17 protein-coding genes and 5 tRNA genes are annotated in these 18,811 nt (G+C 58.9%); 2 read left to right on the top strand and 20 right to left on the bottom strand.

Annotation, left to right across the window (positions count from 1 at the left end; translation table 11 throughout):
- Positions 1-12: 12 nt before the first annotated feature.
- From rpoB to rpmE, 19 genes are all read right to left on the bottom strand, one after another.
- Positions 13-4,122, bottom strand: coding sequence for a DNA-directed RNA polymerase subunit beta (gene rpoB, locus HUV26_RS12490; RefSeq protein WP_174410473.1), 4,110 nt, complete (start codon positions 4,120-4,122; stop codon positions 13-15).
- Between the two features lie 465 nt (positions 4,123-4,587).
- Positions 4,588-4,971, bottom strand: a complete 384-nt coding sequence (rplL, locus tag HUV26_RS12495) for a 50S ribosomal protein L7/L12 (RefSeq protein ID WP_174410474.1) — start codon at positions 4,969-4,971, stop codon at positions 4,588-4,590.
- A gap of 40 nt (positions 4,972-5,011) precedes the next feature.
- Positions 5,012-5,533 carry a 50S ribosomal protein L10 gene (gene rplJ / locus HUV26_RS12500; RefSeq protein ID WP_174410475.1) on the bottom strand — a complete coding sequence of 174 codons (522 nt, stop codon included), beginning with the start codon at positions 5,531-5,533 and terminating at the stop codon, positions 5,012-5,014.
- A 169-nt stretch (positions 5,534-5,702) separates the two neighbouring features.
- On the bottom strand, positions 5,703-6,410 hold the full coding sequence (gene rplA / locus HUV26_RS12505) for a 50S ribosomal protein L1 (protein ID WP_174410476.1): 708 nt from the start codon (positions 6,408-6,410) through the stop codon (positions 5,703-5,705).
- 123 nt (positions 6,411-6,533) lie between these two features.
- On the bottom strand, positions 6,534-6,956 hold the full coding sequence (rplK, locus tag HUV26_RS12510) for a 50S ribosomal protein L11 (RefSeq protein WP_174410477.1): 423 nt from the start codon (positions 6,954-6,956) through the stop codon (positions 6,534-6,536).
- Positions 6,957-7,010: 54 nt separating this feature from the next.
- A complete protein-coding gene (gene nusG, locus HUV26_RS12515) occupies positions 7,011-7,565 on the bottom strand; it encodes a transcription termination/antitermination protein NusG (protein ID WP_174410478.1) in 555 nt (184 codons plus the stop codon).
- Between the two features lie 14 nt (positions 7,566-7,579).
- Positions 7,580-7,828: a preprotein translocase subunit SecE gene (gene secE, locus HUV26_RS12520; RefSeq protein ID WP_174410479.1), complete on the bottom strand. Its 249-nt coding sequence runs from the start codon at positions 7,826-7,828 to the stop codon at positions 7,580-7,582.
- Between the two features lie 35 nt (positions 7,829-7,863).
- Positions 7,864-7,940: transfer RNA gene (locus HUV26_RS12525), tRNA-Trp, on the bottom strand.
- A 17-nt stretch (positions 7,941-7,957) separates the two neighbouring features.
- The gene (gene rpmG, locus HUV26_RS12530) at positions 7,958-8,107 is read right to left on the bottom strand and encodes a 50S ribosomal protein L33 (protein ID WP_174410480.1); all 150 of its coding nucleotides are present in this window, start codon (positions 8,105-8,107) and stop codon (positions 7,958-7,960) included.
- A 3-nt stretch (positions 8,108-8,110) separates the two neighbouring features.
- On the bottom strand, positions 8,111-9,304 hold the full coding sequence (tuf, locus tag HUV26_RS12535) for an elongation factor Tu (protein WP_174410481.1): 1,194 nt from the start codon (positions 9,302-9,304) through the stop codon (positions 8,111-8,113).
- A gap of 49 nt (positions 9,305-9,353) precedes the next feature.
- A tRNA-Thr gene (locus HUV26_RS12540) sits at positions 9,354-9,429 on the bottom strand.
- 36 nt (positions 9,430-9,465) lie between these two features.
- Positions 9,466-9,541, bottom strand: a tRNA-Gly gene (locus HUV26_RS12545).
- Between the two features lie 58 nt (positions 9,542-9,599).
- Positions 9,600-9,685: transfer RNA gene (locus tag HUV26_RS12550), tRNA-Tyr, on the bottom strand.
- Between the two features lie 3 nt (positions 9,686-9,688).
- A tRNA-Thr gene (locus HUV26_RS12555) sits at positions 9,689-9,764 on the bottom strand.
- 389 nt (positions 9,765-10,153) lie between these two features.
- Positions 10,154-11,068 carry a UDP-3-O-acyl-N-acetylglucosamine deacetylase gene (gene lpxC / locus HUV26_RS12560; protein ID WP_174410482.1) on the bottom strand — a complete coding sequence of 305 codons (915 nt, stop codon included), beginning with the start codon at positions 11,066-11,068 and terminating at the stop codon, positions 10,154-10,156.
- Between the two features lie 112 nt (positions 11,069-11,180).
- Positions 11,181-12,086 carry a peptide chain release factor N(5)-glutamine methyltransferase gene (gene prmC / locus HUV26_RS12565; RefSeq protein WP_243451382.1) on the bottom strand — a complete coding sequence of 302 codons (906 nt, stop codon included), beginning with the start codon at positions 12,084-12,086 and terminating at the stop codon, positions 11,181-11,183.
- A gap of 6 nt (positions 12,087-12,092) precedes the next feature.
- A complete protein-coding gene (gene prfA / locus HUV26_RS12570) occupies positions 12,093-13,163 on the bottom strand; it encodes a peptide chain release factor 1 (RefSeq protein WP_174410483.1) in 1,071 nt (356 codons plus the stop codon).
- Positions 13,163-14,089, bottom strand: a complete 927-nt coding sequence (locus HUV26_RS12575; RefSeq protein WP_243451390.1) for a DUF1385 domain-containing protein — start codon at positions 14,087-14,089, stop codon at positions 13,163-13,165. The genes prfA and HUV26_RS12575 overlap by 1 nt, the downstream gene beginning before the upstream one ends.
- Positions 14,090-14,357: 268 nt before the next feature.
- A complete protein-coding gene (gene rpmE / locus HUV26_RS12580; RefSeq protein WP_174410484.1) occupies positions 14,358-14,567 on the bottom strand; it encodes a 50S ribosomal protein L31 in 210 nt (69 codons plus the stop codon).
- Between the two features lie 233 nt (positions 14,568-14,800).
- On the opposite strand from rpmE, the gene HUV26_RS12585 reads away from it, so the two are divergent.
- A complete protein-coding gene (locus HUV26_RS12585) occupies positions 14,801-15,556 on the top strand; it encodes a TlyA family RNA methyltransferase (protein ID WP_174410485.1) in 756 nt (251 codons plus the stop codon).
- Positions 15,557-15,570: 14 nt separating this feature from the next.
- On the opposite strand, the gene HUV26_RS12590 is transcribed toward HUV26_RS12585, so the two are convergent.
- A complete protein-coding gene (locus tag HUV26_RS12590; RefSeq protein ID WP_174410486.1) occupies positions 15,571-18,105 on the bottom strand; it encodes a response regulator in 2,535 nt (844 codons plus the stop codon).
- Positions 18,106-18,248: 143 nt separating this feature from the next.
- On the opposite strand from HUV26_RS12590, the gene HUV26_RS12595 reads away from it, so the two are divergent.
- Positions 18,249-18,809 carry a CD3072 family TudS-related putative desulfidase gene (locus tag HUV26_RS12595; protein ID WP_174410487.1) on the top strand — a complete coding sequence of 187 codons (561 nt, stop codon included), beginning with the start codon at positions 18,249-18,251 and terminating at the stop codon, positions 18,807-18,809.
- The last annotated feature ends 2 nt before the right edge of the window (positions 18,810-18,811 follow it).

Here is an 18,811-nt window from a genome sequence, read left to right on the forward strand (position 1 = left end):
GGGCCCGTAAGGTTACTCGGTAATGAAGCCAGTGCGCTTGGAACGCTTTTTCCCTTCTTCCTGATGCAGGGTCACATCCAGTCCGAGGGACATGAGTTCCTTGACGAGCACGTTGAAGGATTCGGGCAGACCTGCTTCCAGGAAGTTGTCTCCCTTCACGATCTTTTCGTACATCTTCACGCGGCCCGTCACGTCGTCGGATTTGACGGTGAGGAACTCTTGCAGCATGTAGGCAGCGCCGTGCGCTTCCAGTGCCCACACTTCCATTTCGCCCAGTCGCTGGCCGCCGAACTGGGCCTTGCCGCCCAGCGGCTGCTGGGTAACCAGCGAGTAGGGGCCGGTGGAACGTGCGTGGATCTTCTCATCTACCAAGTGGTGCAGCTTGAGAATGTACATCACGCCCGTGGTTACGCGGTTGTGGAAGGCATCGCCGGTGCGGCCGTCGTAGAGTACGGTTTTGCCGTCATCTGCAAGGCCTGCGCGGTCGAGCCAGCTCCAGATCTGTTCTTCGGAAGCACCGTCGAAGACCGGGGTTTTGGTTACGATGCCGCTTTCCAGCTTGCGCACGGACTTGGCGAATTCTTCGTCATCCATGGAGTCTACCATGGCATCGATGGTCTTGGACTTGAACACATCCTTGACCTGCTGGCGAACCTGCTTGAGCGGTTCGCCGGAGGCAACCAGTTCTGCAAGCTGCTGGCCGAGCTTGAGCGCGCCCCAGCCGAGGTGGGTTTCCATGATCTGCCCGATGTTCATACGCGAGGGAACGCCCAGCGGGTTAAGAACGATGTCCACGGCGGAACCGTCGGCAAAGAAGGGCATGTCTTCCATGGGAAGGATCTGGGATACGACACCCTTGTTCCCGTGGCGTCCGGCCATTTTGTCACCCACGCTGAGCTTACGCTTCACGGCGATGTAGCACTTGGCCATCTTGATAACGCCGGGGGGCAGGTCGTCGCCTTCTGTCACCTTTTCACGCTTGTTGTCGTAAATGCCTTTGATGAAGGATATCTGGGCATCGTACGCTTCTATGAGTGCATCAAGCTGCTCGTTGATTTCCTTGTCCTTGAAGAGGCCTGCAAGCTTCTTCACGGGCACCTGACGGAGCACATCTTCCGAAGGAACGTGCCCTGCTTCTGCCAGTACTTCGCCCTTCTTTTTGCCGGCGATGTTTGTGGCAAGCTGCTTGCCGGTCACCAGTGCCACGATTTTATCCATGGTGGTGGCGGTGAGGGCGTCTACGTGGTCCTGTTCCTTGCGGTCCAGACGGGCGACTTCGTAATCTTCTATATTATGCGTGCGCTCATCCTTTTCGCCGGAGCGGCGGTTGAACACCTTCACGTCAATGACGGTACCCTCAATGCCCGGGGGCACCTTGAGGGAGGTGTTCTTTACGTCGCGGGCCTTGTCGCCGAAGATGGCGCGCAAAAGCTTTTCTTCCGGGGTGAGCTGGGTTTCGCCCTTGGGGGTGATTTTGCCAACAAGGATGTCGTCCGGCTTCACATTCGCGCCGATGCGGATGATGCCGCTGGCATCGAGGTTGCGCAGCATCTCTTCGCTGACGTTGGGGATGTCGCGGGTTATTTCTTCAGGGCCGAGCTTGGTGTCGCGCGCGACCACTTCGAATTCTTCGATATGCACGGAGGTGAAGACATCTTCCTTGACCATGCGCTCGGAGATGAGGATGGAGTCTTCGAAGTTGTAACCGCACCACGGCATGAAGGCCACCACAAGGTTCTTGCCCAGTGCCAGTTCGCCCTCATCTATGCCGGGACCGTCTGCGAGGATGTCTCCCTTTTTGACGATCTGGCCGGGCTGGCAGGTGGGCTTTTGTCCGAAACAGGAGTTCTGGTTGGACTTGTGATACTTCAGCAGGTCGTAGTTGCGCACGCCGCCGGTGGCCGGGTAGAGGCCCTCTTCGTAGCTCACGATGATGCGGTCTGCGTCCACGTAGCGGATGATGCCTGCGCCTTCCGCAATGATGCATGCGCCGGAGTCGTGTGCCACGTCGCCTTCCATGCCGGTGCCCACGATGGGCTTGTTGCAGCGCAGCAGCGGAACGGCCTGACGCTGCATGTTCGAACCCATGAGCGCGCGGTTTGCGTCGTCGTGCTCAAGGAAAGGGATGAGCGCGGCGGAGATGGACACCATCTGGCTGGGCGAGATGTCCATGAGCGTTACTTCTTCACGCGGGGACATAATCACGTCGCCATGCACACGGGTGGTGACGAATTCGTTGACGAAGCGGCCTTCCGCGTCCAGTTCGGCGTTGGCCTGCGCCACCACCTGATCCAGTTCGCCGGAGGCGTCCATGTAGTACACCTCATCGGTGACGCGGCCTTCGCGCACCACGCGGTAAGGCGTTTCGATGAAGCCGAAGTCGTTCACCTTTGCATAGGTGGTGAGCGAAACGATGAGGCCGATGTTCGGACCTTCAGGCGTTTCGATGGGGCAGATGCGTCCGTAGTGCGAGGTGTGCACGTCGCGTACTTCAAAGCCTGCGCGTTCACGGGTAAGGCCGCCGGGTCCTAGAGCGGAGAGTCTGCGTTTGTGCGTGACTTCCGACAGGGAGTTGGTCTGGTCCATGAACTGGCTGAGCTGTGAAGTGCCGAAGAATTCCTTGAGCACCGCAGCGACCGGCTTGGGGTTGATGAGGTCGTGCGGCATGAGGGTGGCCACTTCCTGCAGGCTCATGCGCTCCTTGATGGCGCGCTCCATGCGCACAAGGCCGATGCGGTACTGGTTTTCCACCAGCTCGCCCACGGGGCGCACGCGGCGGTTGCCCAGATGGTCAATGTCGTCCGCAGGGCCGTGGGAGTCTTTGAGCTTGCAGAGCACGGAAATGGCCGTGAGGATATCGTCATCGGCCAGCGTGCGCAGGTCAAGAGCCTGCTTGACGCCGAGGCGCTGGTTCAGCTTGTAGCGGCCCACGGGGGAGAGATCGTAGTAGTCCGCATTGCGGAACAGGTTCTCGAAGAAGGAGGAGGCAATCTCCGGAGTGGGCGGTGAGCTGGGGCGCAGGCGGCGGTAGATTTCCACGCGCGCGCTGTCCATGTCGGAGGTCTTGTCCTGCACCAGCGTGTCACGCATGGAGGAGGAGACATCCGAACCCTTGGTATGCAGGATGGGCAGACGGGTGACGCCTGCATCGCGCAGACGTTCCACGGTTTCCGGGAAGATTTCGTCCGCAGCTTCCGCAAGAACTTCGCCTGTTTTCTCGTCCACGATATCCGTGGCGAGATACATGCCGATGATGGTGTCCGGGGCGACTTCTATGGTCTTAATGCCCGCGTCCACAATCTGGCGCCATGCACGCTTGGTGATGAGCTTGCCCTGCTTGGCGAACACGGTGGTACCGTCGCCGATATCCGCATACGCGGGTTCCTTGCGGTACATGTCCTTGTCCACTTCCCAGAGGAGCTTTGCGCCGTCGAGCTGGAAGTATTCTTTCTTGTAGAAGTAGTCCAGAATCTGGCTGCGGCTCATGCCCATGGCCTTGAACAGGATGGTGGCGGGCATCTTGCGGCGGCGGTCAATGCGCACGTAGAGGATGTCTTTGTGGTCGAAGTCGAAATCGAGCCACGAACCGCGCATGGGAATGATGCGGCAACTGTAGAGCACCTTGCGGCTGGAGTGGGTCTTGCCGGAGTCGTGTTCAAAGATAATGCCGGGCGAGCGCTGCAACTGGTTGACGATGACGCGCTCGGTGCCGTTTATAATGAAGGTGCCCTTTTCGGTCATCAGGGGCAGGGTGCCGAAATAGATATCCTGTTCCTTGATGTCACGAATGGTGCGGTTCTGGGTCTCTTCGTCCACATCGTACACGACGAGACGCACCTTTATGCGGATAGGGGCTTCGTAGGTGAGGCCCTTGGAAATGCACTCGGCCTGGTCGTATTTGGGTTCACCCACCTCGTAGCTGACATACTCGAGGCTGGCGGTGCGGTTGAAGTCTTCTATAGGAAAGACGGAGCGGAATACGCCCTCAAGACCCTCTTCAGGAAGCTTTTCCGTGCGGCCTTCCTGCAGGAACTTCTTATAGGAGTCCACTTGCAGGTTCAGCAGGTGCGGAATAGGAAGGGTTACGTCGATCGTACCAAATTTCTTTGTGAGCTGGCCCATGTTTTCACCTCAGGGGAGAAGGTTTGCCATTGATGCGGTTGGACGGCAGGGCCGCATCAACAGGCGACGGCAGTTGCGAGACCGTTGCTGGCGGTGTTCGGGAACGGACGAACAAAAGCGGAACTCAGCCGACACGCGCGCATGACAAGCGCTGCGGGGCCGGCCGGGGAAGGGATGCCGCTGTTGCTGGGCAACGGCAACGAGAAACAGAGCGCGTCCGCCAGAATGCGCTCTGCGTTTTTGCAGGAAATTCGGGGTATTATGCGTCCGAAAAGGGTGTGCAACGTATCGCCCGATATGGATTTACGTTAGGAATACGGAGAGGTCGACCAAAATTTGCAGAGTAGTTTGACTAACGTAAATTGGCAAGTGGTTTTTTTGGAAACTGCCGTGATTTTTTTAGTCGAAGAAGCGCGGGCAGGTATGGCCTGCCCGCGCTTGCATTCAGTAAACCCGAGGCCGAAACTACTTGATTTCGACTTCTGCGCCAGCTTCTTCCAGCTGCTTCTTGGCAGCTTCTGCGTCGTCCTTGGACACGCCTTCCTTCAGGGAAGCAGGAGCGCCGTCAACCTTGTCCTTGGCTTCCTTCAGGCCCAGGCCGGTAAGAGCGCGCACAACCTTGATGACAGCGATCTTGTTGGCACCGGCGCTCTTCAGGATAACGTCGAACTCGGTCTTTTCTTCAGCTTCTTCAGCAGGAGCTGCGGCAGCGGGGCCTGCAACCATGGCAGCAACGGGAGCGGCAGCGGAAACGCCGAACTTCTCTTCGAGTTCCTTGATGAATTCGGAGAGCTGCAGCACGGTCATATTGGAAATGAACTCAACAACCTGTTCTTTGGTAACGGACATGGTAATCTCCTTACAATGATTTGGCTTGTTTTTGTGCGGGTTACGCTGCTTCCTTCTGTTCCTTGATGGCGTTCAAGGCATACAGGAAGGTACGCAGGATGTTGGCGAAAAGGCCAACGAAGTTGGTGGGAACGGCGTTCATTGTGCCAAGAGCCCTGGCGAGCAGTTCCTGCTTGCCGGGGAGCTTTGCCAGATCACCCACCTGCGCGTCGCTGAGGAACGAGCCCTCAAGGGATGCGAAGCGGATGGAGAAGGTTTTGCTCTTCTTGGTAAATTCAACAAGCGCCTTAGCCACTGCAACGGGGTCTTCGAACCCAAGGGCGACAGCGCAGTTCTCCTTCAACTTGGAAGAAAGAACTTCATGCTGGCTGCCAGTGAACGCGATGCCTGCAAGGGTGTTCTTCACGACGTGGTATTCACCACCGATATCGCGAAGCGCGCACCGAAGCTCGGTCATCTTTTCCACCGGCATGCCCTTGAAGTCGGTCACAACCGCAATGCTCGCGTTTTCAGCATGAGACTTCAAACGCTCAATGATCGCGGCTTTATCAGACCTGTTCACGGTAGTCTCCTTGGACTAAGGGGTGCCAAGTGGAAGCTAAGCCAATCGTCTCGGCAGGGCTTGCTCCTTGCGGATGCCTGCTGTCTGCGACTTAGATTCCAGTCCTCTTGCCAAAAGACTTGGGAGGCAAAAGCCCCCCAAGCCGAAAGTCATTCGAAGTGCCTTGCGGCTAGCCTTCGAGGAATTTCTTAATCAGAGTGGTGTCAACCTTGTAGCCGGGGCCCATGGTGCTGGAAACGGACATGGCGCGCATGTAAGATCCCTTGGCGGACGAAGGCTTGAGGCGGTTGACGGTTTCGAGCAGGGTCTTCAGGTTGCCGAGAAGCTTCTCGGGACCGAAGGAAACCTTGCCGATGGGGGCATGCAGAACACCGGCCTTATCGACCTTGAATTCCACACGACCAGCCTTTACTTCCTTGACCGCGCCGGAAACGTCGAACGTGACGGTGCCGGTCTTGGCGTTGGGCATAAGGCCGCGGGGGCCGAGCACACGACCGACCTGACCCACAAGGGCCATGCAGTCGGGGGTGGCGATGGCGCTGTCGAAGTCCAGCCAGCCGCCCTTGATCTTTTCGACCAAGTCTTCAGCGCCCACTACGTCGGCACCGGCTGCGGTGGCTTCTGCCTGCTTTTCGCCCTTGCAGAACACGGCAACACGCACGGTCTTGCCGAGGCCGTGGGGCAGGGCACAGGCACCGCGCACCATCTGGTCGGAATACTTGGGGTCTACACCCAGATTCAGCGCAACGTCCACAGTCTCGTCGAATTTGGCGAACGCCGAAGCTACGGACTTAGCCACAGCCTCTTCAACGGGCAGGCGGTCGAGGAGCGAAGCGCCCTCTACGGCCTTGCGATATTTCTTCCCATGCTTGGGCATTGTCTGCCTTCCTTTGTCTTGTTCTGTGAGAATCTCCTGCCGTTCAATGCTATGCGAACACTGCTGCGCCTGCCCCGTGAAGAGCTATGGCCAGCGAACGGCAGTCCGACTGATTTCCAGAAACTACTTGATGTCAACGCCCATGCTGCGCGCGGTGCCCATGATGGTCTTTTTGGCAGACTCAAGGCTCGCGGCGTTCAGGTCGGGCATCTTCAGCTTTGCAATCTCTTCCACCTGCTGCATGGTCAGGGAGCCCACCTTTTTACGGTTGGGTTCGCCGGAACCACTCTTCACGCCGACCTCGCGCAGAATAAGAACAGACGCGGGAGGAGTCTTGGTGATGAAGGTGAAGGTACGGTCTGCGTATACGGTGATGACCACGGGGATGATAAGTCCCTTCTGGTCCATCGTTTTGGCGTTGTATGCCTTGCAGAATTCCATGATGTTCAGACCGTGCTGACCCAGCGCAGGGCCGATGGGCGGGGAGGGGTTAGCCGCACCAGCAGGAATCTGAAGCTTGATTTTTGCTACTTCTTTCTTAGCCATTCCACTATACCTCTATGGCAGTCGCTGTTTGGCAGCGAAAATGCACGATGTACGCTATCCCTTGTCCACCTGAACAAAATCGAGTTCGACAGGTGTTTGCCTGCCGAAAATGGACACGGAAACGCGAAGTTTGCCCTTGTCAAAATTGACGTCCTCAACAAGGCCGTTGAAGCCGCCGAAGGGACCGTCAATGACCCGGACCTCATCCCCACGCTCGAAGTTGAACTTCGGCCTGGGCTGTTCCTGTCTGGACTCCATCATGGCGAGGATGCGCACGGCTTCGGAATCCCGCATGGGGGTGGGACGGTTCTTGCCGCCCACAAAGCCGGTTACCCGCTGGATATTGGAGACCAGATGCCATGAAAAATCGGTCATGACCATTTTGACCATGACGTACCCGGGGTAGAACTTGCGGGTAGACGTTCTTTTTTCGCCCTTTACAAGCTCCACAACCTTTTCAGTCGGTACAACGACTTCTTCTATCTGGCCCTGAGCTTCGTTGGTGCGGATCATCTGGTTGATGGTCTGCTCCACACGCTGTTCAAAACCGGAATAGGTGTGGATTATGAACCAACGAGCCTTAGGAGCGGGGGTCATTTCCTCGGTCATGGGTAAGTCCAATGTTAGGAAAGGATGTATTCAACGAGTTTCGTGAGGCCAAGGTCTATCACACCCAGAAAAATAGACATGACAACCACAAGCACCAGCACTGCTACGCCTGTGGTCACAGTTTCCTTCCGGGAAGGCCATACGACCTTCTTGATTTCAACCTGGGACTCTTCGAAGAACTCTTTGAGCTGTGTAATCTTGCTTTCAACACCCACCTGGGAGTCGTTGGCCTTATCAGCTTTCTTTGAGTGCTTATTCGCCATGGTCGCCTCACCGAAAAGGGGGTAAGAAGAAAAAATGGCAGGGGTGGAGGGATTCGAACCCGCAACATCCGGTTTTGGAGACCGGCGCTCTAGCCGTTGGAGCTACACCCCTGCACTATGGAAAACTACCTATTTGGTTTCGCGATGGAGCGTGTGTTTCTTGTCCCAGGGACAATACTTCTTAAGCTCCATGCGACCGGTAGTGTTCTTCTTATTCTTGTCGGTCGCGTAGTTGCGCCGCTTGCACTCGGTGCAGGCGAGCTGAATGTTTACGCGCATGACTTACTCCACGATCTCAGAAACAACACCTGCGCCAACGGTACGGCCACCTTCGCGGATAGCGAAGCGCAGGCCCTTTTCCATGGCGATGGGGTTAATGAGTTCCACGTTGAAGACTGCGTTGTCGCCGGGCATAACCATTTCCACGCCTTCATCCAGGGCGATAACGCCGGTGATGTCGGTGGTACGGAAGTAGAACTGGGGACGGTAGCCGGTGAAGAAGGGAGTGTGGCGGCCGCCTTCGTCCTTGGAGAGCACGTACACTTCTGCCTTGAACTTGGTGTGGGGCTTGATGGAACCGGGCTTGCAGAGAACCTGTCCGCGTTCCACTTCATCGCGCTTGATGCCGCGGATGAGCAGACCCACGTTGTCGCCGGCCTGACCTTCGTCAAGCAGCTTGCGGAACATTTCAACGCCGGTGCAGGTGGTCTTCTGGTTGGGGCGGATGCCCACGATTTCCACTTCTTCGCCGACCTTGATCACGCCGCGCTCAATACGACCGGTAACAACGGTACCACGGCCGGAGATGGAGAACACGTCTTCGATGGGCAGCAGGAAGGGCTTGTCGATTTCGCGCTGGGGCTCAGGAATGAAAGAGTCGCAGGCGTCCAGAAGTTCCTTGATGCAGTTGGTGGCCGGATCGTCGGCGCTGTCGGCTTCCAGAGCCTTCAGAGCGGAACCGCGGATAACCGGGATGTCGTCGCCGGGGAAGTCGTAGGAAGAAAGAAGTTCGCGAACTTCCAGTTCAACCAGTTCCAGCAGTTCTTCGTCGTCCACCATGTCGCACTTGTTCATGAACACGACGAGGGACGGCACGCCAACCTGACGGGCGAGCAGGATGTGCTCACGGGTCTGGGGCATGGGGCCGTCGGTGGCTGCCACAACGATGATACCGCCGTCCATCTGGGCTGCGCCGGTGATCATGTTCTTGATGTAGTCGGCGTGGCCGGGGCAGTCAACGTGCGCATAGTGGCGCTTGGGGGATTCGTATTCGACGTGGGCGGTGGCGATGGTGATGCCACGTTCCTTTTCTTCGGGGGCCTTGTCGATTTCGTCGAATGCGATGGCCTTGCCGCCGCCCATCAGGGCTGCAACCTTGGTGATTGCTGCGGTGAGGGTGGTCTTACCGTGGTCAATGTGGCCGATGGTGCCGATGTTAACATGCGGCTTGTTACGAGTAAATTTTTCCTTACCCATGAGTAATTCTCCCTGGCAATGTTGTTCTCGATGTTACACCGAAAAGAAATGGAGCCCACAAGCAGGATTGAACTGCTGACCTCGTCCTTACCAAGGACGCGCTCTGCCGACTGAGCTATGTGGGCCAATATACTCAACTGTAGGGAGAACTCAGGCGGAAATGGAGCGGGAAACGAGACTCGAACTCGCAACCCTCAGCTTGGAAGGCTGATGCTCTAGCCATTGAGCTATTCCCGCATAGTATGCCGTAGTTCTCCGACGCATGTCTCCTACAGCCTGTCAGCGCTTTTCGTCGTGGTGGAGGGGGGAGGATTTGAACCTCCGAAGTCATACGACGACAGATTTACAGTCTGTTCCCTTTGGCCACTCGGGAACCCCTCCACGTGGAGCTGGCGATGGGACTCGAACCCGCAACCGGCTGATTACAAATCAGCTGCTCTGCCAGTTGAGCTACGCCAGCCAACGGAGATGAGTGTTTATACGCGGCGTGAACATTTGGCAAGCGAAAAATGGTGATTCAGGTACTTTTTTTCCTGAATCTCCCATAACAGCCCATGGGATAGGTCCCGAGGGCCGCTGTCGGCACCGATGCGCCCGCCAATGTCCGGGAGCCGAGCTAACCTCCGCGCTTCCGGCTGTAGGTAGGGGTTGTATACAACGGGGACCAAACCCGCAAGGATAATTCGGCGCAGTGTGCCTGTGTGTTGTGGGTGAGGCGTATGTGGGGGTGTGGGGCGGCATACGGCAGCGGAGCATATATAAATGAAAGGGCCGCCCCGATGTGGAGCGGCCCGGATAATCAGAATGTGGTCGCGCGCTTCGCGGCAATGCCGCGCAAATAGACTATTGTTAGGCGGCGACGGGCTGGCCTGCGTGCTCCCGTGCAGGCACGGCTTCCGGGCGGAAGGCGTCCATCTCCACGGTTTCCAGATAGATGTCTGCGTGCTCCTGAATCGTGCGCAGGAACTGGTTGTTCAGCGCGTGCCCGGAGGCGAATACTTCGAAGTGGCCCTGCAAGGGGGCACCCAGCATAGACATGTCGCCGATGAAGTCGAGAATCTTGTGGCGCACGAATTCATCGTCAAAGCGCAGACCGTCTTCGTTCAGCACGCCGTATTCGTCCAGAACGATGGCGTTATCCAGCGACCCGCCGAGGGCGAGGCCGTTCTTGTGCAGATACTCCACCTCGCGCAGAAAGCCGAAGGTACGGGCCTTGGCTATTTCTCGCGTGAAGGTGGCGGGGGTGACTTCCACGCTCATGGTCTGTCTGCCGATGAGGGGGTGGTCGAAATCTATGGTGTAATCGATGCGCAGACCGGCGTACGGGGAGGCGGAAATGTACTTGCCGTCGCGTTCGAAGTGGATGGGCTTGGTGATGCGCTGCACCGTGCGGGTGCGGTTTTGCACTGCAATGCCTGCATCGCGGAGCAGGAAGACGAAGGAGGCTGCGCTGCCATCCATAATGGGCACTTCGCCGCCTTCTATGTCTATGCGGATATTGTCAATCTGCAAACCGGCAATGGCTGCGAGCAGGTGCTCCACAGTGGCCACGGAGGTGCCGTCCAGTCCCAGCGTAGTGGCAAGGCCCGTTGCGATGACCGCATGCGGCTCGGGGGTGATGACTTTGCAGCCGTTCTCGCCGTGGATGTGGAACACGATGCCCGTGTCTTCCGGTGCGGGAGAAAGGGAGAGTCTGACCACCTTGCCGCTGTGCAGGCCGATGCCGGAGCAGCCTATGGCTTTTTTGATTGTCGATTGCTTCATGATGCCTCCGTTCAGCTTGTAAGCAAAAGACGTGCCTTGATTGGGCAAGGTTTTAATATACTGGAATAGAAGAAGTTTTTTGGTTTTGCGAGGTGGGTGAGAGTGTGTGCTTTCAGCACTGTGTTGTTTTTTCGCACTGATAAGCGGAGCGCGTGGCAACGGCCAGCCGATCCAGTCCCGCAAGGTCGCGGACGATGCGGGCGTCTTGCCATGTCCGGGGTGGTTCGTTGAGTGCGGCAAGGGCATAGGGCCCCTGCGAGCAGCCCATTTCCATGACAAAAAGGCCGCCGGGCCTGAGCCAGCAGGCTGCGGAAGGAATGAGGATATCGGCGTGCTCCGTGCCTGCGGCCCCCGGAACAAGAGCCGAAGCAGGTTCGAAGTCGCGCACCTCGCTGCTGAGCTGCGCGTGTTCCGCCGCGCTGACGTAAGGCGGATTGGTGGCCACGCAGTCAAGGCTGCCGGGGCGGAACAGGCAGGAGGTGAAGTCGCCCTGCACGAAGAGAATGCGGTCTGCCACACCGTGCCTGCGGGCATTGCGTGCAGCCACAGAGAGCGCATCGGCACTGCGGTCCACGGCTATGCCGCGCGCGTGGGGCAGTTCGGCGGCGATGCTGACGGCAATGCAGCCGCTGCCGGTGCCCAGATCCGCGAAGGTGAAAGGGCCCGAGCGGGCAAATTGGCGGACCACTTCTTCTACGATATGTTCCGTTTCCGGTCTGGGGATGAGGGTGGCCGGGGAAACTGTGAACTCGCGCCCGAAAAATTCGCGCGAACCGATGAGATAGGCCGCAGGCTCGCCCTGCCCCCTGCGCAGCACAAGAGACAGCATGGCTGCCCACTGGGAGTCGGTTACGGGCTGATGCGGATTAGTGAGCAGGTGCAGGCGGTCCTTGCCCAGCACGTGCATGCAGATAAGGCCTGCGGACAGGCGGGGAGAATCAACGGCCTTCCCGGACAGGTAGTCCGAGAAGGCCGCAATGACCGTGCGTATGGTGCAGGGGGCGGGTCTGGAGACCACGATGGCTTAGGCCTGAGCCTGCGCCTGCAGGGCTTCAGTCTGGTCGTGGGTGACAAGGGCGTTCAGCAGATCGTCCAGATCGCCTTCCATAATGGCTTCCAGCTTGTAGAGCGTGAGGTTGATACGGTGGTCTGTGCATCTTCCCTGCGGGAAATTGTAGGTGCGGATGCGTCCCGAACGGTCGCCGGAACCCACCAGCAGCTTGCGCTGCTCTGCCTGCTGGGCATGCTGCTTATCCTGCTCCAGCTGGAGGAGCCGGGAAGAAAGAATTTTCAAGCCCTTGGCCTTGTTTTTATGCTGCGACTTTTCGTCCTGACAGCAGACCACAAGGCCGGTGGGAATGTGGGTGACGCGTACGGCGGAGTCCGTGGTGTTCACCGACTGTCCGCCGGGACCGGAGGAGCGGTAGACATCGAAGCGCAGGTCTTCAGGCCGGATGTTCAGGTCCACCTCGTCTGCCTCGGGCATAACGGCCACGGTGGCCGCAGAAGTATGGATACGTCCCTGCGTTTCCGTGGCGGGCACGCGCTGCACGCGGTGAATGCCCGATTCGAACTTGAGGCGGCTGTATACCTTGTCGCCCTTGACGATGGCGATGACTTCCTTAAGGCCCCCGGTGCCTGTTTCGCTGGATTCCAGAATCTCCAGCCGCCAGCCCGTTGTTTCGGCGTAGCGGCTGTACATGCGGAACAGGTCTGCCGCGAACAGGGCTGCTTCTTCGCCGCCGGTGCCTGCGCGGATTTCGAGAATGCAGTTCTTCTCGTCCATGGGGTCTTTGGGCAGGAGCAAAATCTTCAGGTCTTGCTCAAGCACAGGCAGAGCCTGCTCAATGCTTTTGATCTCCTCGCGCGCCATCTGAGCCATTTCCGGGTCGCTGTCGTGCAGAAGGAGCTTGTTTTCCTCAAGGTCGCGCTTCATGTCGGTGTACTTGCGGAAAGCATCGACCACCAGTTTGAGATCGGAATGGGTTTTGGTCAGCTGCCGGTAGCGGTCCTGATCGTTGAACACTTCCGGTGAGCTGAGCTGCTGTTCCAGATCTTCGAAACGGCGCTCAAGATTCTCTAGCTTGGAAAACATCAGTTTTTCTCCGAAACAGTGTAGGCGGGGGCGTGCACTTCTTCAGTGGCTTCCGGGCCCAGAGCTTCCTTCAGCGCCACAATGGCCACTTCCAGTTGCGGGGTATCCGGCTCATGGGTGGTGAGCATCTGGAGCAGCATGCCGGGGGCGCTGAGAAGGCGGCCCCATATGGTCTCGTTCACTCTGGCGGAATACTTGATGGCCTCATACGCTATGGCACTTATGGGAGCCATGAGCGCGAGCTTGAACAGAATGATCATGCTGTGCTTGAAGAGTGTGCCTTCCGGCTTCCAGACCAGCAGCAGCGCGGGGACGAGCACCGTGTGCAGGATGATGGCGATGGAGAGCACGAACAGCAGAAAAGTGGTGCCGCACCGGGGGTGCAGCCTGCTGCGCAGGCTGGCGGAGCCGGTGGTTACGGCGTTGCCGTCTTCATAGGTCCAGATAACCTTGTGCTCCGCCCCGTGATATTGGAAGACGCGGCGGATATCCGGGATGAATGAAATGCCCAGAATGTAAGCCAGAAATATGCCGAATTTGAAGATGCCGTCCCAGACGTGAAAGCTCAGTCCGTCGGCATCGCCGCCCAGTCCCAGCATGTTCATGCCCATGGAGAACAGGTGCGGCAGCACCACGAAAAGGCCCAGCGCAAGCATTATGGATGCCGCAAGCGTTGCGGCAAGGTGCCACGGCTTCAGTTCGCCTTCCACTTCCTCGTCCACAGCCTGCGTGGCTGAGTAGTTCAGGGCCTTGATGCCGTTTACCAGCGTCTCGATAAGAATGGGAAAGCCGCGCACAAAGGGGCGTTTGAGAAAGTCGTTTCCCGTGAGGGTGAACCACGGACGGTTTTCCACCACGATGGAGCCGTCCGGCCTGCGCACGGCAATGGCAAGACGGTCCTTGTTGCGCATCATCACGCCTTCCATGACCGCCTGTCCGCCCACGGTGCACCGGGCGGACGCAGCCAGAGCGGCTGCGAACACCCTGCCGGGGCGGCATGCGCGCTGCTTGTCAGCGTCAGAGGCAGGGACAGGAATAGTTGCGCCACCGGGGCCGCCTGCGGCTTTGGAACGTTCTTTCACACAGTCTCCCGCTGTAGCAATAGAATACTCCTCCCCGGAAACCGCTGTTCCCGGGGAGGAAAAAACGTTGCCCGGCACATCCGGACCACGAACCGTACGCCGTAGAAAACGGCTACTTCTGAAGGCCGGCGTATTTCTTGCGGAAACGGTCAATGCGGCCGGCGGTGTCCAGAAGACGCTGCTTGCCGGTGTAGAAGGGGTGGCACTGCGAGCATATTTCCAGTGCCAGATGTTCGGCCTTGGTGGTGCGCAGTTCGGATTCGTAACCGCAGGCGCAGGTTACCTTGGCCAGATACACTTTGGGATGGGTGTCTTTCTTCATAACTGTAAACTCCTCACGGAAGATGCGGAACGGATGCTCATACTGCAAACAGGTGGGGAAGGCAAGGAATTATTTGTTGTGCCGCATGTGCCGTTGGTGTAGTTGTCTGGGTTTGCGCTTGTCTGCGGGCCGGGTTCCGGCTGCCGGCGCATCCCCCCCGGAACGGTTTCCGGTCTGGAATTTCCCCGGCCTTGTCGAGGTATGCCTCATGGGCCGTGATGTCAAGGTAAGGTATGGCGAAAAAGGAACGGGCAGATCAACTGCTGCACGAGGCAGGACTGGCTGAAAGCCGTGAGAAGGCCAAGCGCTACATAATGGCCGGGCAGGTATATCTTGTGCGCAACGGCGTGCCCGAGCCGGTTGCCAAGCCGGGGCAGAAGCTGGATACGGACGCCGTGCTGGAACTGCGCGGGGTGGACCGGTTTGTGAGCCGGGGAGCCTATAAGCTGCTCACGGCGCTGGAGCATTTCGGTATTGCCGTGGCAGGCAAGGTGGCGCTGGATGCCGGGGCTTCCACGGGCGGATTCACGGACTGCCTGCTCCAGCACGGTGCCGTGCGGGTGTATGCTGTGGACGTGGGCTACGGCCAACTGCACGAGAAGCTGCGGCAGGACGCACGGGTGGTCAATCTGGAGCGTACCAACCTGCGCATTGCGCCCGAAACGCTCATACCGGAACCGGTTGATCTGGTGGTGGCCGATGTCTCCTTCATTTCCCTTACCCTTGTGCTGCCGCCATGCGTGCGGTTTTTGCGTCCGGGCGGCGAACTGGCTGTGCTTATCAAGCCACAGTTTGAGCTTGGGCCGGATATGACCGACAAGGGCGTGGTGCGCGATGCGGACCTGCACCGGCAGGCCGTGGACAAGGTGTGTGATTTTGCGCGCGATGTGCTGGGTCTGGAGGTGGTGGGGGTGGTTGCCTCTGCCATTAAGGGCCCCAAGGGCAATCAGGAATTCATGGCGTACATGTGCAAGGGAACGCTCCGCTAGATTCGCGCCTGCGCTTACTGCACTGCCTGTGTCTGCGGCTCCCCGCCAAGGGAGCGGACAGAATGGATGAGCATGGCCAGATCCTTCTTTTTGAAGGGCTTGGTAATGTGGAAGTCGCAGCCTGCGTCAAAGCATTCCTGCCGGTATTCGGGCAGGGCATGGGCGGTTATGGCGGCAATGGGGGTGCGCGGTCTGCCCTGTTCGTCTTCCATTCTGCGGAATTCCCGTGTGGCGGTGAGTCCGTCCATGCGGGGCATTTCCACATCCATGAGCACCAGATCGTAGCGTGTTTCTCTGAACATGCGCACCGCCTGCTCCCCGTTCTGGGCAAACTCCGCCGAGTGGCCCGAATTCTTCAGATACAACTCCACCAGTTTGCGGTTGGATTCATTGTCTTCCACCACCAGCAGCCGTAGTCCTTGCTCAGGATGATTCGGCTCGCCTTCTCGCGACAGGGCATTATGTGCAGCAGGGTGCCGGGCGGCGTCTCGCGCCTGCGTGCCAAGCAGACCGGCAAGGGCAAAGGCGGCAGAGAGGTCGGCGTGCAGAACAGGCATGCGCAGGGTGATCATGTCTGCCGAGGCGGCGCAGGTTTCGCTTTCCGCCATGCCACGGGTCAGGCGTATGAGCGCGGGGCGTGCAGGGAAAGGGCAGAGAGGCTCGCACTCTCCTTCACCGGATTGCGCCGGGGCGGGTTCCAGAGTCAGCTGCTCCAGTTGTACGCATTGGTCATAGGCAAGGCTGCTGTCCAGAAAGAGCAAAGATACGGGGGCAGACTGGCGGAGCAGGGCCACGGCTTCTGCGTGGCAGGCAGCCTGAAGGCATTCCGCGCCATGTTCCGCAAGCATGGCGACGAGGAGCGTGCGGGAAAGTTCGTGCGGTTCCACCACAAGGGCGCGGTGTCCTGCGGGTAATGGGGCAAAGCTGTCTGTGGATTCGTCACATTCCAGCATCATGCGCACTTCAAAGGTGCTGCCCGCTCCCGGTGAGGATTGCAAGTGGATGCCGCCGCCCATCTTTTCGCAGAGCAGCTTGCTGATGGTAAGCCCCAGTCCTGTTCCGCCGTATTCCCGGCTGGTGGAGGAGTCTGCCTGCGTGAAGCGTTCGAACACCGCCTGCTGCTGCGCCTGCGGAATGCCTATGCCCGTGTCGCGCACGAAGAAGCGGAGCAGGGCGGAGGGGGGGGCTTCCACTCCGTGCAGCACCTCGCAGTGCAGGCGCAGTTCCACTTCGCCCTTGTTGGTGAACTTGGCGGCGTTGCCCAGCAGGTTTACCAGAATCTGCCGCAGCCGTTTGGGGTCGCCGTATACGGTTTCGGGAAGGGCGGGCGGTACGGATACGCCGAAATCCAGCCCCTTGCGCAGGATCGGGTGCGCGGAAAGGCGCACGGCATCGTCCACGCATTGGCGCAGGTTGAAGGGAATGCGCTCAAAAGGCATTTCTTCCGCCTCTATGCGCGAAAGGTCCAGAATGTCGTTGATGATGGCGAGCAGATTTTCACCCGCGTTGCGGAAGATATCCACATACTGCCTCTGGTCGCGGGTAAGCCGCGTTTCCCACAGCAGGTCCGCCATGCCGAGAATGGAGTTGAGCGGGGTGCGTATTTCGTGGCTCATGGAGGCGAGGAAGCGGCTCTTGGCCATGCTTGCCTGCTCTGCCTGCTCCGCAAGGCTGCGCTCGCGCTGATAGGCGGTGCGCAGTTGCTGGTTGGCCAGCGAAAGGCTTTCTGTACGTTCATGCACCTTGCGTTCCAGGTCGTCGTAGAGGTCTTTCAGGGCGGTGCTCATGTTGTTGAAGTCGCGGGTGAGCTGGCCCACCTCGTCATCGCGGGCGGGCTGTTCCAGCGTGCGGAACCGCCGCTGCGAGATGTCGCGTGCCAGTTCCGCCAGCCGGGACACAGGCGTGATGAACATGCGGTTCAGAAATGTATTGATAATAACGGAGGAGACGACCAGAAAGAAGACGAAAAAGATCGTGAGTTGTGTGGCCCGGACGAAGAGTACGTCGCGCAGGTGGGAGGTGTGCAGTCCTATATGTACCAAACCAACGGTATCGCCGGAATCGTTGCTGATGGGGGCGGAGACCCGCAGCACCTGCCCTGCCAGCGTGGGCAGGGCGTTTTCCGCAGGGGCGAACATGAGGTTGCGGATGGCGGAACGTGGTTCGGGCGGCGTTGCGGGAGGTGCCGCATTAGGCAGCGCGCCCTGCGACAGCTTGGTCATGGGCACTACTCCCGCCGGGGAATCGCCCGCGCGCACAAGGCTTTTGCCTTCGGCATCGGTTATGTCGCAATAGGCCACATGTGCAGATGCCTCAACGGACGAGGCAAGGCCTTCCAGCAGGTAGAAGCTGTATTTTTTAATGTATTCCGCGCTGGTTCTGGCAACCACCTGTGCCATGTGGTTGCCTTGGTCTTCCAGAGTGCGTACAAGCTGGGTGTGCTGGGCAGAAAGGACAAAGGTTCCCAGAATGAGCAGTCCGCTGCCGAGAATAAGGATGAGTCCTGCGTTGACCCGTATGCGGAGGCGGTTTCCCGTGATGCGTTTCATGCTGTGTATATCGTATAAGCGTAGTCTATCGGCAGTTTTGCCTTTTGCCAATGGCATCTTTGGGGGAGCGGGAGTGAAATTTTTACCGGACACGGAAAGATTCGGTGTGTATTGCCGGAACGGACTGAAAGGAGGACGCCGCCATGCCATGCGGTGACGCGCGCGGGGGCAGAGTGGTGTTTGTAAGCCACTGCCTGCTTAACGCCAATGTGAAGGTCTGCGGTCTGGCTGCCTATGCCGGGGCGCACCGTCCTGTTTGGGAGACGCTTCTGCCCGCCGGGGTGGGGGTGGTGCAGCTGCCGTGCCCGGAATTTCTGCATATGGGGCCTGCGCGCTGGTGGCAGACCCGCAGCCAGTATGACACGCCCGCCTATCGTGCCCTGTGTTCCGCGCTGGCGGACAGCGTGGCTGATCAGGCTCTTATGTACCGGGGGGCGGGAGTGCGCCTGCTGGCGGTGCTGGGGGTGGAGGGCAGCCCCAGTTGCGGCGTGAACCGGGTGTATGACCACGCGGAATGGGGAGGACGCCCGCGTGATGTGGACCCCGCCGTTGCAAAACGGGCAGGAAAGGGCGTTTGGATGGAAGTGCTGGAGCAGGTTTTTGCGCAGCGGGGCGTAGCCCTGCCGCCTTTGCTGGGCGTGGGGTCCGCACGGGACGCTGCCGGAGGCGGGCTGGCCGCGCTGGAAGAGCTGCTGCGCGGCTAACA

It is taken from the genome of Desulfovibrio psychrotolerans, from assembly GCF_013340305.1.
Taxonomy (GTDB): domain Bacteria; phylum Desulfobacterota; class Desulfovibrionia; order Desulfovibrionales; family Desulfovibrionaceae; genus Halodesulfovibrio; species Halodesulfovibrio psychrotolerans.